This window comes from Noviherbaspirillum sp. UKPF54 (assembly GCF_007874125.1).
In the GTDB taxonomy this organism is placed as follows: Bacteria; Pseudomonadota; Gammaproteobacteria; order Burkholderiales; family Burkholderiaceae_D; genus Noviherbaspirillum.
On sequence record NZ_CP040128.1, the window covers coordinates 4680056 to 4695361 of the forward strand.

Consider the following 15306-nt stretch of genomic DNA (forward strand, 5'->3'; position numbering starts at 1 on the left):
TGCAACTTTGTTGCAATTAGAGGTGGCCAAAATCGACTCCACGCTGTTATCCATCCTGCTGGCCACGACCATCTCGGGCGTGATCAGCATTAGCGCGGCGGCCGCGTTTTCATTTTCGCTGCTGTCGAAGGTGGTCGATCGGATGGTGAGTCTGTCGGTCGGCATCCTGCTGTCGACTTCGCTCTTGCACGCGCTGCCGGAAGCGTTCGAGTCGCAAGCCGACACGCATGCGCTGTTTGCGACGCTGTTGGGCGGCTTGCTGGGATTCTTCCTGCTCGAAAAATTCGCCATCCTGCGCCACTCGCACCATTACGAAGGCGACGGCCATGGCCACGCCCACGGGCACGACAAGCACGAGGCTGGCCGCGCCGGCTGGATGATCCTGGTCGGCGACGGCCTGCACAATTTCACCGACGGCATCCTGATCGCCGCGGCTTTCCTCGCCAATCCGAACCTCGGCATCATCACCGGCCTGGCGATCATCGCGCATGAAATTCCGCAGGAAATCGGCGACTTCATCGTGCTGCTCAACGCCGGTTTCACGCGCACGCGCGCTTACATGTACAACCTGATCTGCAGCCTGATGGCGGTGGTCGGCGGCGTGCTCGGCTACCTGATGCTGGAGCGCGCGTCCGGCTGGATTCCGTATGTGCTGGTGTTCGCCTCGTCCGGCTTCATCTACATCGCGGTCAGCGACCTGATGCCGCAGATGCAGCGCCGCGCGACGCTGCGCGAAACCATTCCGCAGGTGATACTGATCGCGGTGGGCGTCGGCGTGGTGCTGTTCCTGACAGGACGCGCCCACTAAACCAGTTCATCGCCCCCACTAGCCGCCGGTGGCAACCGGGCGCGCCGGATCGGCGCACCATTCGCTCCACGAGCCCGGATACAGCGCGGCGCCGGACAATCCGGCCACTTCCATTGCCAGCAGATTGTGGCAGGCGGTCACGCCGGAGCCGCACTGCATGATGGTGGCTTGCGGCACGGTCACCAGCGCCGAGAACTCCGAACGCAGTTGTTCCGCTCCTTTGAAGCGGCCGTCTTCCTGCAGGTTGTCCTTGAAAAAGCGGTTCTTTGCACCCGGGATGTGGCCGCCCACCGGGTCGAGCGTTTCATTTTCGCCGCGAAAACGGTCCGGCGAGCGCGCGTCGATAACGGTGCGCGTCGGGTTCGACAGGTTGGCCAGCACATCGCCGGCGCTGACCGTCAGCATGCGGGAAGAATGCGGTTCGACATTGCCGCGCGGGCGCGTCGCCGGTTCGGTGGACAAGGGCAAGCCCAGCGCCTGCCACGCTGGCAATCCGCCATCCAGGACGGCCGCCGATTCATGGCCGATCCAGCGCAGCATCCACCACAGGCGCGCGGCGAACATGCCGCCGTGCGCGTCGTAGGCGACGACTTGCGAGCTGTGCGTGACGCCCCAGCGGCGCAGCGTTTCGGTGAACGCATTGCGCTCCGGCAGGGGGTGACGGCCGCGGAATTCGCCGTGCGGCCCGGGCGACTTGTCCGACAGGTCGGTCTCGACGTCGGCGAACTGCGCTCCCGGGATATGCCCTGCCGCATAAGCGCTGCGTCCGGCGTCGGGATTGGCCAGGTCGTGCCGGCAATCGAGCACGACCCAATTCACATCCCGGATATTCTTTGCCAGATCGGCGGCGGAAATCAGGGTGGTATACATCGGGTCTCCTCCTACACTTCGGTGGCTATTGGGTCATTCGCTTCGGCCGTCGACGGATGGCCGGCCGGTGCGTTGATCTTTCTCGTATTGTAATAGGTCGCGGCCAGGCCGCTGATCAAAATGACAACGACGCCCAGCCAGCCGAGCCAGCCGAGATTGTCGTCCCATAGCAGGACGCCCCAGACGCTCGAAAACACGATGCCGGTGTATTGCAGGTTCGCCGTCACCAGCGTCTTGCCGAGACGGTAGGCGCGCGTCATCGCTATCTGCGCGACGGTCGCGCTGACGCCGATCGATACCAGCAGGAGCAGGCCCTTGCCGCTGTGCGGGTGCCAGGTCTGGTGGCCGGCGAGCGTCCCGGCCACTCCCGCGGCCAGGCCGGTCAGCGAAAAGTAAAACACCACGCGGGATTCAGGCTCGCCCATCTGGCCGAGTTTGCGCACCTGCAGATAGGCGAGCGCGGACAGCACGCCCGATATCAGTCCGACCAGCGCGGCGAACCATTGCTCGGCATGGAATGCGGGGCGCAGCAGCAGCGTCACTCCGATAAAGCTGCAGGCGATCGCTCCGGCCAGCCCCCATTCGAACCGGTTCTGCCCGTGCCACCAGCCGGCCGTAAACAGGATGGCGGCTATCCAGATCGGTGACATGTAATTGAGCGTCATGCCGGTCGCCAGCGGCAGCTTGCCGATCGCGTAGAACCAGAGCCAGAGCGCGACGACACCGATCATGCCGCGCCATAGGTGATGCCAGGGCAGGCGGGTCTTGAAACTGCCGCCGTTCAGCCTGATGAGCGTGAACATGAAGAGCACGCCGACGGCGCCGCGGTACATCACGATTTCTGCCGTGGAGTACAGGCTGGAAGCCATTTTCACGCACACCCCCATGATGGAGAAGGCGAAGCTTGCGAATAGCATCCAGAGCGATTGCATCGGAGTCGGGCGCCTTGCGGACGTAGTGAAAAGGGAGGGCGGGCCGCAGGGCCGCGGCGGCGCCTTGGTTACAGCGCGATGCGGTTGCGATACCACTCGTGGAAGTGCTGCATGCCGTCTTCCATCGGCGACTGGTAGGGGCCGACTTCATTGACGCCGCGCTCGAGCAGGATGCGGCGGCCCTCGTCCATGCGCACGCCGATCTCGTCGTCCTCGATGCAGGTTTCCATGTAGGCATCGCGCTCGGCTTCGACGAACTCGCGCTCGAACAGCACGATTTCTTCCGGATAGTAGAACTCCACCACGTTGGTGGTCTTGTTCGTGCCGTTCGGCCACACGGTCGATACCACCAGCACGTGCGGATACCATTCGACCATGATGTTCGGATAGAGCGTCAGCCAGATCGCGCCGTGCTTGGGAACCACGCCGTTGCGGAACTTCATCACCTGTTCCTGCCAGCGCTTGTATTTTGGCGAGCCGAATTTCGACAGTGCATGGTTGATGCCGACGGTCTGCACGCTGTAGTTCTCGCCGAACTCCCAGCGCAGGTCGCCGCAGGTGACGAAGTTGCCCAGTCCCGGATGGAACGGCTCGACATGGTAGTCTTCCAGGTAGACCTCGATGAAGGTCTTCCAGTTGTAGTCGCAGTTGTGGACCTCGACATGGTCCAGCAGGTAGCCGGAAAAGTCGAGATCTTCGGCGACGCCGAGCCCGGCCATCGTCCTGGCCACATCAAAGCCGTTCTGCTCGAACAGCAGGCCGTTCCAGCTTTGCAGCGGCGTCTTGGACAGGTTCATGCACGGCGTTTCATTGAAGTGCGGTGCGCCGATCAGTTCGCCTTTCAGGTCATAGGTCCAGCGATGCAGCGGGCAGACGATATTGTCGGCGTTGCCGCGGCCGTCGAACATCTTGGCCTGCCGATGGCGGCATACGTTCGAGAGCAGTTCAATACCCTGCGGGTTGCGCACAAGCATGCGGCCCTCGTTTTCCCATGCCAATGTGGCATAGTCGCCGCGATTGGGCACCATCAGCTCATGGCCGACGTAGCGCGGACCCTGATGAAAAAGTTGCTTGATTTCTTGCTGCAACAGCGCGTCGTCGAAGTAGACGTTGACCGGAAGTTGCGCGTCGGATCGCGCGAGCTTGGCAAAAGAAGCCAGATCGGACATCCCCACCCCCAAATTAATTTGCACCAACCTAAGAGAGAAAGAATCCGCAAAAACCTGTATTCAAATAAGATGAAACGGAAATTTTGGACAGAACAGGCGATTATACCCCAGTCCTTTGAACGCCCGCCTGATACGGCGTGAGCGGCGGCAAAAACGGAGAGCAGCCGTATCCATTTCATGCTTGTGCCGGCTTTTTACCAAAAATCGGCGCGGCGCCTTATATTTTGCCCTTAAGCTAGATAGTGGGCGCACGCTAACAAAGGCCCGCAAGTTGCAGCATGGAGATCCTGATCCCCGATTGCCGCTTGCTATGCCCCAACTCTGTAAGGTGGTTTGTTCTAAAATAACGGGCTACACTTCATTTTTGCCCACTATGTCAAACAAAGTTACGCCCGCCGCGCTGCCGGCCTCGTTCGAAGAGGCGATGGTCGAGCTGGAACAGCTCGTTGCCCGGATGGAGGCGGGGGAATTGCCATTGGAGGCATCGGTGGCCGCCTACAAGCGCGGCTCCGAACTGGTCAAGTTCTGCGCCGGACAGCTCGACAAGGTGGACAGCCAGGTCAAGGTGCTGGAGGGCGAGATGCTCAAGCCGTTCGCCTCCGACGCCGCGGGCGAGGCGGACGAATGACTGCTTCCCGAGCCTTTCACGACTGGATGAAAGACGTCCAGTCGACGATGGAGCGTGCGCTCGCGTCCTTCCTGCCCGAGGCCGGACAGGCGCCGGCGCGCCTGCATGAGGCGATGCGCTATGCGGCGCTGGACGGCGGCAAGCGCGTGCGTCCGCTGCTGGTGTTTGCGGCCGGCGAGCTGTTCGATGCGGATGGCGCCTTGCTGGCGCGTGCCGCCGCCGCCGTCGAAATGATCCATGCGTATTCGCTGGTGCACGACGATATGCCTTGCATGGACGATGACGCGCTGCGGCGCGGCAAACCGACTGTCCATGTGAAATACGACGAAGCGACTGCGTTGCTAGTCGGCGACGCGCTGCAGGCGCAAGCCTTCCTGGTGCTGTCGCAGGCCGAGGGCGCGCCCGCCGCCCGCCTGCTGGCGATGCTGCGGCTGCTGGCGCACGCTTCCGGCTCCGTCGGCATGTGCGGCGGCCAGGCGATCGACCTGGAGAGCGTCGGCCTGACGCTGTCGCTGGCGCAGCTGGAGCAGATGCATCGCCTGAAAACCGGCGCATTGCTGCGCGCGTCGGTGCTGCTCGGAGCGATGGGCGGCAAGGACCTCGCGCCGTCTGACGAGGCTGCGCTGGATGCCTATTCGGGTGCGATCGGGCTGGCCTTCCAGGTGGTCGACGACGTGCTCGACGCGACGGCCGACTCGGCCACGCTCGGCAAGACGGCCGGCAAGGATGCCGCCGACAACAAGCCGACCTATGTGTCGATCCTCGGCCTTGAGCAATCGAAGGCCCTGGCGGAAAAATTGCGGAATGAGGCGCACCATGCGCTCGTTCCTTTCGGAGACAAGGCGCGGCGCTTGCGTGAACTTGCGGACTTGATCGTGCAACGGAATGCATAGGGCAAGTGGAAAACTTGCCTGCACAATAACGGCGGCTTGGCCGACAGACTACTGACATGACTATGAACTTGTTGAAACTGATCGACAGTCCGGCGGACCTGCGTCGGCTCCCGCGCACGCAATTGAAGCCGCTGGCCGACGAATTGCGCGCATTCCTGCTCGACTCGGTATCCAAGACCGGCGGCCACCTGTCATCCAACCTCGGCACGGTCGAGCTGACGATTGCGCTGCATTACGTATTCAATACGCCGGAAGACCGCATCGTGTGGGACGTTGGTCACCAGACCTATCCGCACAAGATCCTCACCGGCCGGCGCGACCAGATGCATACGCTGCGCCAGCTCAACGGCATTTCCGGTTTCCCGCGCCGCGACGAAAGCGAGTACGACACCTTTGGCACGGCGCACTCGTCGACCTCGATTTCGGCCGCGCTCGGCATGGCGCTCGCCGCCAGGACCAAGCATGAAAACCGGCACGCGATCGCGGTGATCGGCGACGGCGCGATGACCGCCGGCATGGCGTTCGAGGCGCTCAACAATGCCGGCGTGTATGACGACATCAACCTGCTGGTGATCCTGAACGACAACGACATGTCGATCTCGCCGCCGGTCGGCGCGCTGAACCGCTATCTGGCGCGCCTGATGTCGGGCCAGTTCTACGCGACCGCGAAGAACGTCGGCAAGTCGGTGCTGCCGGCGCCGATGCTGGAGTTGGCCAAGCGCCTGGAGGAACATGCCAAGGGCATGGTGGTGCCGGCGACCATGTTCGAGGAATTCGGCTTCAACTACATTGGCCCGATCGACGGCCACGATCTCGAGTCGCTGATCCCGACCCTGCAAAATCTCAAGCACCTGAAAGGCCCGCAATTCCTGCACGTGGTCACGAAAAAGGGGCAGGGCTACAAGCTGGCCGAGGCCGACCCGGTGCTGTATCACGGCCCGGGCAAGTTCAATCCGGCCGAAGGCATCAAGCCGGCAGCCAGCAGCAAGCTCACCTACACCCAGGTGTTCGGCGACTGGCTATGCGACATGGCCGCGCACGACCAGCGGCTGATCGGCATCACGCCCGCCATGCGCGAAGGCTCGGGCCTGGTGCAGTTCGAACAGCACTTCCCGGACCGCTACTACGACGTCGGCATCGCCGAACAGCATGCGGTCACCTTCGCCGCCGGCATGGCATGCGAGGGATTCAAGCCGGTGGTGGCCATTTATTCGACCTTCCTGCAGCGCGCCTACGACCAGCTGATCCACGACGTCGCGCTGCAAAACCTCGACGTCACCTTCGCGCTGGACCGTTCCGGCCTGGTCGGCGCGGATGGCGCCACGCATGCGGGCAACTATGACATCGCTTTCCTGCGCTGCATCCCGAACATGGTGCTGATGGCGGCTTCCGACGAGAGCGAGTGCCGCAAGATGCTGTCCACCGCTTTCCAGTACAACGGCCCGGCAGCCGTGCGCTATCCGCGCGGCTCTGGCATCGGCACCGCGGTCGGGAAAGACCTGGACACGCTCCCGCTCGGCAAAGGCGAGATCCGGCGCGAAGGCAAGCGCATCGCGATCCTGGCATTCGGCACGATGGTCGCGCCAAGCCTTGCCGCCGCCGACGAGCTGAATGCGACGGTGGCCAACATGCGCTTCATCAAGCCGCTCGATGCCGAGTTGGTCGCGCAGCTCGCGCAGGAGCACGATGCGCTGGTCACGGTGGAAGAGGGGGCCGTCATGGGCGGCGCCGGTTCGGCCGTGGCGGAGGCGCTGGCCGCCGCCGGCATCGTCAAGCCGACCCTGCACCTGGGCCTGCCGGACAAGTTCATCGACCATGGCGACGCCGCCCAGCTGCTGGCGCAATGCGGACTGGACGGCGCCGGCATCGCCGCCGCGATCAGGAAACGATTCGACAAGGGCGAGCCGCGCCTGGTCGTGAACAATTAACGCAGCAGCTAGGCGGCGCGATGCGCCGCGAAAAATGAATGAGTGAAGCAATGAATTCCCCCGACCCGAACCTCCATGCCATTCCCGACGTGCAAAGCACGGTCGACACGCGGCGCCTGCCGATTGCGCGCGTCGGCGTCAAAGGCGTGCGGTATCCGGTCACGATCAAGACCGGGAACGGTGCGCAGCCGACCGTCGGCACCTGGAACATGTACGTGCACCTGCCGCAGGATCAGAAGGGCACCCACATGTCGCGCTTCATCGCGCTGTTGGAGGGCAATCGCGCGCCGCTCGACGTAGCCAGGTTCGGCGCGCTGATGAGCAAGATGGTCAAGCTGCTCGAAGCGGATGCCGGGCGCATCGAATTGTCCTTCCCGTACTTCATCAACAAGACCGCGCCGGTGTCCGGCGTGGAAAGCCTGATGGATTACGAAGTCGGCTTGACCGGCGAGGTGAAGAACGGCGAACTGGAGGTGACGCTCAAGGTGCTGGTGCCGGTCACCAGCCTGTGTCCGTGCTCGAAGAAGATTTCGGCTTACGGCGCGCACAACCAGCGCTCGCACATCACGGTCAGCGCCGTGCTGGACGGCGAGCTGGAGGTCGACGAGCTGATCGCGAAGATCGAGGAGCAGGCGTCATGCGAACTGTTCGGTTTGCTCAAGCGCCCGGATGAGAAATACGTGACGGAGCGTGCCTACGACAACCCGAAGTTCGTGGAAGACCTGGTACGCGACGTGGCGGGCATGCTGAACGCGGACCGGCGCATCGTCGCCTACACGCTGGAGGCGGAAAATTTCGAATCGATCCACAACCATTCGGCCTACGCGCTGATCGAGAACGACAAGCGGGCGAAATAAGCGTTCCTCCTTCCGCATGCGCAGCGAAGGCAGAGTTTCTCGAAGCGGGGGAGTAAAAAAGCGGCGCACCGGCGCCGCTTTTTTCGTTTACACGTCGCGCTTGCGGTCCTTTTCCCACAGCACGTCGCTGCCGCCGGCAAAGCGGTTCAGCACGCGCGACAGCACGAACAGCAGGTCCGACAGGCGGTTCATGTAGCGGCGCGGATTGTCGTTGATCTTCTCGCTGTTGCCAAGGCTGACGATGGCGCGCTCGCCGCGCCGGCAGATGGTGCGGCAAACATGCGCCAGCGCCGCCGCGCGCGAGCCGGCGGGCAGGATGAAATCCTTCAGCGGCGGCAGGTCGGCATTGTATTTTTCCAGCAGCTTATCCAGCCGCCCGACATGTTCGTCGGTGATCAGCGTATAGCCCGGGATGCACAGCTCGCCGCCCAGATCGAACAGGTCGTGCTGGATCGAGATCAGCTCCTCGCGCAGCGCGGCGGGCAGCTCCTCGCACAGCAGCAGGCCGATATGCGAGTTCAATTCATCCACATCACCCATGGCATGCACGCGCAGGCTGTCTTTGCCGACGCGGCTGCCGTCGCCCAGGCCGGTGGTGCCGTTGTCGCCGGTGCGCGTCGCGATTTTGGAAAGTCGATTGCCCATGATTGTCGAAAACGAGGATCGGAAAGGCTTGAGGATACGTCAAAAACGGCCGCGTGCGCTGTCGTCCAGGCGTCAATGTGCGGGGCGACCTTCGGGAGTAAAATCGATGCAGCTCACAAGGAGGCGAACATGAATCATCCCGCTCAGTCCGCCGCGCTCAGGCGTCCGGTGCCACAAGCGCTGCTGGACGCGCTTGCGGCGCTGTTCGACGACCGCTTTTCCACCGCGCCGGCGATGCGGGAGCACCATGGGCGCGACGAATCCTCCTATGATCCGATGCCGCCCGATGCCGTGGTGTTCGCCCAGAGCACCGAGGAGGTGGCGCAGGCCGTCCGACTGTGCGCCAGCTACGACGTGCCGATCATTCCCTACGGCGCCGGCACCTCGCTCGAAGGCCATGTGCTCGCGCTGTCAGGCGGCGTCACCATCGACCTGTCGCAGATGAACCAGGTGCTGGCGGTGCAGGCGGAAGACCTGACGGCGACGGTGCAGGCCGGCGTGACGCGCAAGCAGCTGAACCAGGAAATCAGGGAGACCGGCCTGTTCTTCCCGATCGACCCGGGCGCCGACGCCTCGCTGGGCGGCATGGCCGCCACGCGCGCCTCGGGCACCAATGCGGTGCGCTACGGCACCATGCGCGAGAACACGCTGGCGCTGACCGTCGTGACCGCCGACGGGCGCATCGTCAAGACCGGCACGCGCGCCAAGAAATCCTCTGCCGGCTATGACCTGACGCGCATCTTCGTCGGCAGCGAAGGCACGCTCGGCATCATCACCGAAGTCACGGTGCGCCTCTACCCGCAGCCGGAAGCGGTGTCGGCCGCGGTCTGCTCCTTCCCCGGCACGGCCGAAGCGGTCAACGCCGTCATCGCCACCATCCAGCTGGGCGTGCCGGTGGCACGCGTCGAATTCCTCGACGAGAACGGCGTGCGCGCGATCAACGCCTACGACAAGATGCATTTGCCGGTGCAGTCGCTGCTGCTGTTCGAATTCCACGGCAGCGCAGCCGGCGTGCAGGAACAGGCGCAGCTGGTGCAGCAGATCGCGGCGGAGCACAACGCGGCCGGCTTCGAGTGGGCGACGAAACCCGAGGAGCGTTCGCGCCTGTGGTCGGCGCGCCACAATGCCTATTTCGCCATGCTGCAGATGCGGCCCGGCGGACGCGCCATCACCACCGATTGCTGCGTGCCGATTTCGCGCCTGGCCGAATGCATTCTCGATACCAAGGCCGATTGTGAAAAAAATGACATGATTTATTCGATCATCGGCCATGTCGGCGACGGCAATTTCCATGTGCTGATGATGATCGATCCGCACGATCCGGACGATGTGGCGAAAGCCGACGGCGTGAATGCGCGCATGGTCGCGCGCGCCTTGTCGATGGACGGCACCTGCACCGGCGAGCATGGGGTGGGGCTGCACAAGATGGATTTCCTGCTGCAGGAGCATGGCGTCGATGCGATTGAGACAATGCGCGTGCTGAAGCACGCATTTGATCCCAAGAACATTATGAACCCCGGTAAAATTCTCACCTGGTAAAGAATTTGCCCGCATACCCCGCCTGCCGCGGTCCAGGGTAGATTCCGGCCTCTCTCAGAGTGAAGGAACTCCTCCCCATGGCTACACGCCTGCCTCCGGTCCATGCCCTGTCCGCTTTCGAAGCGGCGGCGCGCCTTGGTTCTTTCGCGGTTGCCGCCGACGAGCTGTGCATTACGCCGTCGGCACTGTCGCACCGCATTCGCCTGCTGGAGGACTTCGTCGGCGAGCGCCTGTTCCTGCGCGATGGCCGCACTGTCACCCTGTCGGAATTCGGGCGGCGCTATCTGGACGTGGTGCGTGCCGCCTTGCGCACGCTGACCGATTTTCCGCTGCCGCACCGCAGCGCGCCGGCCCAGCCGCGCATCAAGATCACCGTCACGCCGACCTTCGCGCGCTGCCTGCTGGTGCCGCGCCTGGCGGAATTCTCCGCGCAGCATCCGGACATCGTGATCGAGCTGTTCCTGTCTGTGCCGCTGTACGATCTGGCGTTGTCGGAAAGCGACGTTGAGGTGCGCTTCGGCGCCGGCAAGTACCCGGATATCGTGACCGAAAAGCTGTACGAGGAGCCGACGTTCGCGGTGGCCAGTCCGGCCTACCTTGACAAGATCGGCGGCCTGAAAACGCCGGCCGACCTGAAGAAGGCTACCCTGCTGCGCTCCGCGCTGGAGCCGTGGCAGCCGTGGTTCGCCGTGGCCGGGCTCGATTGGCCGGAGCCGTCGACCGCGTTGCGCGTGGACGATCTGGGTCTGCTGCTGGAAGCGGTCAGGCATGGCCACGGCGTGGGACTCACGCGCAAGCATTTTGTGCAAGACCTGATGGCCGCGGGCGACATCGTGCACCTGTTTCCGGAAGTGCAACTGAAGACGCCGCCGCACGCGTATTACATCGTGTACGAGCAGGGGGCGCGCGACCGGCCCGAAGTGGCGGTCTTCATCGACTGGATGCTCACGACCTTCGGCGGCCTGTAACGCCGTATCCAGCTTCATGGCGCCTCGCTCCGGCAGGGAAGCGGCCAGCTCCCAAGGCGCGTGAAAATATTTCAAGCAACCGGGGAATGTTTTTCAGCCCGCCGTGGCTGCACGATCGCCCCGCTGGCGCGCGTTTTCGCTACACTCATCCCCTACCGCACAAGCAGGAAGCAGAAATGAATGCTCCATCGAAACTCACATTCACCGTCGAGCGGCAGCGCGAAGTCGTTGCCGCGTTGCGGGCGGTGCTGCCCGACTATTGCATCTTGTATAACGAGGAAGACACGCGGCCGTACGAGTGCGACGGGCTGGCGGCCTACCGGCAGCTGCCGATGGTCGTGGTGCTGCCCGAAACCGAGGCGCAGGTCATCGCCATCCTCAATACCTGCCGAGCACTGAAAGCGCCGATCGTGCCGCGCGGCGCGGGCACCGGCCTGTCCGGCGGCGCGATGCCGATCGCCGACGGCGTGGTGCTGTCGACGGCGAAGTTCAACAAGCTCGTCAAGCTCGATCCCTATTCCCGTACCGCGGTGGTGCAGCCGGGCGTGCGCAACCTCGCGATCTCGGACGCGGCCGCGCCGCACGGCCTGTACTACGCGCCCGATCCGTCGTCGCAGATCGCCTGCACCATCGGCGGCAACGTCGCCGAAAACTCCGGCGGCGTGCACTGCCTGAAGTACGGCCTGACCGTGCACAACGTGCTGCGCGTGCGCATGGTGACCATCGACGGCGAGATCGTCGAGCTCGGCGGCGGCGCACTCGACGCCCCCGGCCTCGACTTGCTGGCCGTGTTCATCGGCTCCGAGGGCATGCTCGGCGTGGTGACCGAGGTGACGGTCAAGCTGGTGCCCAAGCCGCAGCAGGCGCGCGTGATCATGGCGTCGTTCGATTCGGTGGTGACCGGCGGCGACGCGGTCGCCAACGTGATTGCAGCGGGCATCATCCCGGCCGGCCTTGAAATGATGGACAAGACCTCGTCGCGCATGGTCGAGCCGTTCGTGAAGGCCGGCTACGACACCGACGCCGAAGCGATCCTGCTGTGCGAATCGGACGGCCTGCCGGAAGAGGTCGAAGAAGAAATCGCGCGCATGAGCGCCGTGCTCAAATCGTCCGGCGCGACCGCCATCGCGGTGTCGCAAAACGAGGCGGAACGCCTGAAATTCTGGTCCGGCCGCAAGAATGCCTTCCCGGCGGCGGGACGCATTTCGCCCGACTACTACTGCATGGACGGCACCATCCCGCGCAAGCGCCTGGCCGACGTGCTCATTCGTATCACCGAAATGGAAGGCAAGTACGGCTTGCGCTGCGCGAACGTGTTCCACGCCGGCGACGGCAACCTGCATCCGCTGATCCTGTTCGATGCGAACAAGGAGGGCGAATTCGAGCGCGCCGAAGCGTTCGGCGCCGAAATCCTGGCGCTGTGCGTGGAAGTCGGCGGCACCATCACCGGCGAGCACGGCGTGGGCATCGAGAAAATCAATTCGATGTGCGTGCAGTTTTCGCCGAAGGAAATCGAGGCGTTTTTCGCGGTCAAGCGCGCCTTCGATACCGCCTTCCTGCTCAATCCGGACAAGGCGATCCCGACGCTCAACCGCTGCGCCGAAAACGGCAAGATGCTCGTCAAGGGCGGGCAGACGAAGTTTGCGCATCTGCCGCGCTTCTGAGAAGGATTTGCATGGAACAGGTATTACAAGGATTCAAGGCGCGCATCGCCGATGCGGCCGCGAGCAAGACCGCGCTGCGTATCCGCGGCGGCGGCGGCAAGGACTGGTACGGGCAGGCGCTGCAGGGAGACGTGTTCGATACGCGCGCCTATCGCGGCATCATCGCCTACGATCCGACGGAGCTGGTGATTACCGCGCGCTGCGGCACGCCCTTGGCGGAAATCGAGGCCGCGCTCGCCGAGCGCAACCAGATGCTGGCCTTCGAGCCGCCGCAGTTCGGACCGGAGTCGACCATCGGCGGCGTGGTGGCCAGCGGCATGTCCGGCCCTCGCCGGCAGGCGGTGGGCGCGGCGCGTGACTTCGTGCTGGGCGTGGCGCTCATGGACGGCAAGGCCGAGGTGCTGCGTTTCGGCGGGCAGGTGATGAAGAATGTCGCCGGCTACGACGTGTCGCGCATGCTGGCCGGCTCGCTCGGTACGCTCGGGCTGATCCTGGACGTGTCGCTGAAGGTGTTGCCCAAGCCGTTCTTCGAAGCCACGCTGCGCCTGCCGATGGGCGAGGCGCAGGCGATCGAACAGCTGAACCGCTGGGGCGGCCAGCCGCTACCGATTTCGGCCAGCGCCTGGCATGACGGCGTGCTGGCGCTGCGCCTGTCCGGGGCGGAAGCGGCGGTGAAGGCGGCGGTGCAAAAGATCGGCGGCGAGCAGGTGGCCGATGCGGCGCCGTTGTGGGCGGCATTGCGCGACCAGACCGACGCGTTTTTTGCCGACGATGGTGCCGGCGTGTGGCGCCTGTCGCTGCCGTCGACCGCGGCGCCGATCGGCCTGCGCGGCGAGCAACTGATCGAATGGGGCGGCGCGCAGCGCTGGCTCAAGACCGAGGCCGATGCGGTCAGCGTGCGCCGCGCGGCGCAACAGGCCGGCGGCCATGCGACGCTGTATCGCGGCGGCGACAAGAGCGCGGGGGTGTTTCATCCGCTCGCGCCGGCCATCGCCGCCATTCATCGCAACCTGAAAAACGCTTTCGATCCGTCCGGCATCTTCAATCGCGGACGGATGTATAACGAGTTCTGAACGAATTCCGAGCATGCAAACCAATCTCGCTGATTTCATCAAGCATACCCGCGCCGGCGAGGAAGCCGACGCGATTCTGCGCAAGTGCGTGCACTGCGGCTTTTGCACCGCGACTTGCCCGACCTATCAATTGCTGGGCGACGAGCTGGACGGCCCGCGCGGACGCATCTACCTGATCAAGCAAGTCCTCGAAGGCAAGCCGGCCACCGAAAAGACGCTGGCGCACCTGGACCGCTGCCTGACCTGCCGTAATTGCGAATCGACCTGTCCGTCCGGCGTGCAGTATGGCCGCCTGGTCGACATCGGCCGCAAGATTGTCGAGGAACAGGTGTCGCGTCCGCTGTCGCAGCGCATCGTGCGCATCGCGCTGAAGGAAGCCTTGCCGCGCAAATGGCTGTTTACGCCGGCGATGAAGACCGGGCAGCTGATGCGCCCGCTCTTGCCCAAGGCCTTGCGCAACAAGGTGCCGGCCAAACAGCATGCCGGCGCGTGGCCGACGACGCAGCATGCGCGCAAGATGCTGCTGCTTGACGGCTGCGTGCAGCCGGCGATGGCGCCCAACATCAACGCCGCCACCGCGCGCGTGCTCGACGCGCTCGGCGTGCAGCTCGTCATCGCGGCCAAGGCCGGCTGCTGCGGCGCGATCCGCTATCACATGAACGACCAGGACGGCGGTCTTGACGACATGCGGCGCAATGTCGAAGCCTGGTGGCCTTACGTCGAGGCCGGCGTGGAAGCGATCGTGATGACCGCTTCCGGCTGCGGCGTGACCGTCAAGGAATACGGGCATCTGCTCGCGCACGATCCTGCATATGCCGAGCGGGCCAGGCGCATCTCGGAACTGACGAAAGACTTGAGCGAAATCCTGCCGGCGTTCGAGGCGCAGCTGCAAACGAAGCTGGCCGGGAAGATCAAGCAGCGCGTGGCCTATCATCCGCCGTGCACGCTGCAGCACGGGCAGCAGATTCGCGGCAAGGTGGAAGGCGTGCTGCGTGCGGTCGGCGTCGACGTGCAGCTGTGCGCCGACAGCCATCTGTGTTGCGGCTCGGCCGGCACCTATTCGGTGCTGCAGCCGGAACTGTCCTACCAGCTGCGCGACCGGAAGCTGACCAATCTGCAGGCCACGCAGGCCGAAACGATCGTGTCGGCCAACATCGGCTGCATCACGCATCTGCAGTCGGGTACGGACATGCCGGTGCAGCACTGGATCGAGCTGGTGGACCGCGCCTTGACGGGGGCATCTTGAGCGCCACATTTTCATTCGTAATATGAATGTCTGATATCCGGATCGTCAATTGGATTAATAACTGGTGCGTTTCTATACTGCCTTCA

14 protein-coding genes are annotated in these 15306 nt (G+C 64.0%); 10 read left to right on the forward strand and 4 right to left on the reverse strand.

Going from position 1 to position 15306, the window contains the following annotated elements; all coding sequences use genetic code 11:
- Window positions 1–79: 79 nt before the first annotated feature.
- Window positions 80–808 (forward strand): ZIP family metal transporter, encoded by a 729-nt coding sequence (locus FAY22_RS21680; protein WP_246860784.1) that lies wholly within the window; start codon window positions 80–82, stop codon window positions 806–808.
- An 18-nt stretch (window positions 809–826) separates the two neighbouring features.
- On the opposite strand, the gene FAY22_RS21685 is transcribed toward FAY22_RS21680, so the two are convergent.
- The 3 genes from FAY22_RS21685 to FAY22_RS21695 form a co-directional block, all read right to left on the reverse strand.
- Window positions 827–1678 (reverse strand): sulfurtransferase, encoded by an 852-nt coding sequence (locus FAY22_RS21685; protein ID WP_146333000.1) that lies wholly within the window; start codon window positions 1676–1678, stop codon window positions 827–829.
- Between the two features lie 11 nt (window positions 1679–1689).
- The gene (locus FAY22_RS21690) at window positions 1690–2610 is read right to left on the reverse strand and encodes a DMT family transporter (protein ID WP_146333002.1); all 921 of its coding nucleotides are present in this window, start codon (window positions 2608–2610) and stop codon (window positions 1690–1692) included.
- 68 nt (window positions 2611–2678) lie between these two features.
- Window positions 2679–3779 carry an aromatic ring-hydroxylating dioxygenase subunit alpha gene (locus FAY22_RS21695; protein ID WP_146333004.1) on the reverse strand — a complete coding sequence of 367 codons (1101 nt, stop codon included), beginning with the start codon at window positions 3777–3779 and terminating at the stop codon, window positions 2679–2681.
- A gap of 373 nt (window positions 3780–4152) precedes the next feature.
- Between FAY22_RS21695 and FAY22_RS21700 the strand changes: the two genes are divergently transcribed.
- The 4 genes from FAY22_RS21700 to folE2 all read left to right on the forward strand — a co-directional run bounded on the left by FAY22_RS21700 (window position 4153) and on the right by folE2 (window position 8085).
- Window positions 4153–4407 (forward strand): exodeoxyribonuclease VII small subunit, encoded by a 255-nt coding sequence (locus tag FAY22_RS21700; protein WP_146333006.1) that lies wholly within the window; start codon window positions 4153–4155, stop codon window positions 4405–4407.
- The gene (locus FAY22_RS21705; RefSeq protein ID WP_146333008.1) at window positions 4404–5300 is read left to right on the forward strand and encodes a polyprenyl synthetase family protein; all 897 of its coding nucleotides are present in this window, start codon (window positions 4404–4406) and stop codon (window positions 5298–5300) included. The genes FAY22_RS21700 and FAY22_RS21705 overlap by 4 nt, the downstream gene beginning before the upstream one ends.
- 62 nt (window positions 5301–5362) lie before the next feature.
- Entirely contained in the window at window positions 5363–7228 is a 1866-nt protein-coding gene (gene dxs, locus FAY22_RS21710; protein ID WP_146333579.1) for a 1-deoxy-D-xylulose-5-phosphate synthase, read from the forward strand.
- A 50-nt stretch (window positions 7229–7278) separates the two neighbouring features.
- On the forward strand, window positions 7279–8085 hold the full coding sequence (folE2, locus tag FAY22_RS21715; protein WP_146333010.1) for a GTP cyclohydrolase FolE2: 807 nt from the start codon (window positions 7279–7281) through the stop codon (window positions 8083–8085).
- 87 nt (window positions 8086–8172) lie between these two features.
- On the opposite strand, the gene FAY22_RS21720 is transcribed toward folE2, so the two are convergent.
- Complete coding sequence (locus tag FAY22_RS21720; protein WP_146333012.1) at window positions 8173–8730, reverse strand: cob(I)yrinic acid a,c-diamide adenosyltransferase; 558 nt, start codon at window positions 8728–8730, stop codon at window positions 8173–8175.
- 129 nt (window positions 8731–8859) lie between these two features.
- Between FAY22_RS21720 and FAY22_RS21725 the strand changes: the two genes are divergently transcribed.
- The 5 genes from FAY22_RS21725 (at window position 8860) to glcF (ending at window position 15220) form a co-directional block, all read left to right on the forward strand.
- A complete protein-coding gene (locus FAY22_RS21725; RefSeq protein WP_146333014.1) occupies window positions 8860–10269 on the forward strand; it encodes an FAD-binding oxidoreductase in 1410 nt (469 codons plus the stop codon).
- Window positions 10270–10346: 77 nt separating this feature from the next.
- Complete coding sequence (locus tag FAY22_RS21730) at window positions 10347–11237, forward strand: LysR substrate-binding domain-containing protein (RefSeq protein ID WP_146333016.1); 891 nt, start codon at window positions 10347–10349, stop codon at window positions 11235–11237.
- 176 nt (window positions 11238–11413) lie between these two features.
- Window positions 11414–12901: an FAD-linked oxidase C-terminal domain-containing protein gene (locus FAY22_RS21735; RefSeq protein ID WP_146333017.1), complete on the forward strand. Its 1488-nt coding sequence runs from the start codon at window positions 11414–11416 to the stop codon at window positions 12899–12901.
- An 11-nt stretch (window positions 12902–12912) separates the two neighbouring features.
- Entirely contained in the window at window positions 12913–13974 is a 1062-nt protein-coding gene (gene glcE, locus FAY22_RS21740; RefSeq protein WP_146333019.1) for a glycolate oxidase subunit GlcE, read from the forward strand.
- Window positions 13975–13987: 13 nt separating this feature from the next.
- On the forward strand, window positions 13988–15220 hold the full coding sequence (gene glcF, locus FAY22_RS21745; protein ID WP_146333021.1) for a glycolate oxidase subunit GlcF: 1233 nt from the start codon (window positions 13988–13990) through the stop codon (window positions 15218–15220).
- Window positions 15221–15306 lie beyond the last annotated feature (86 nt).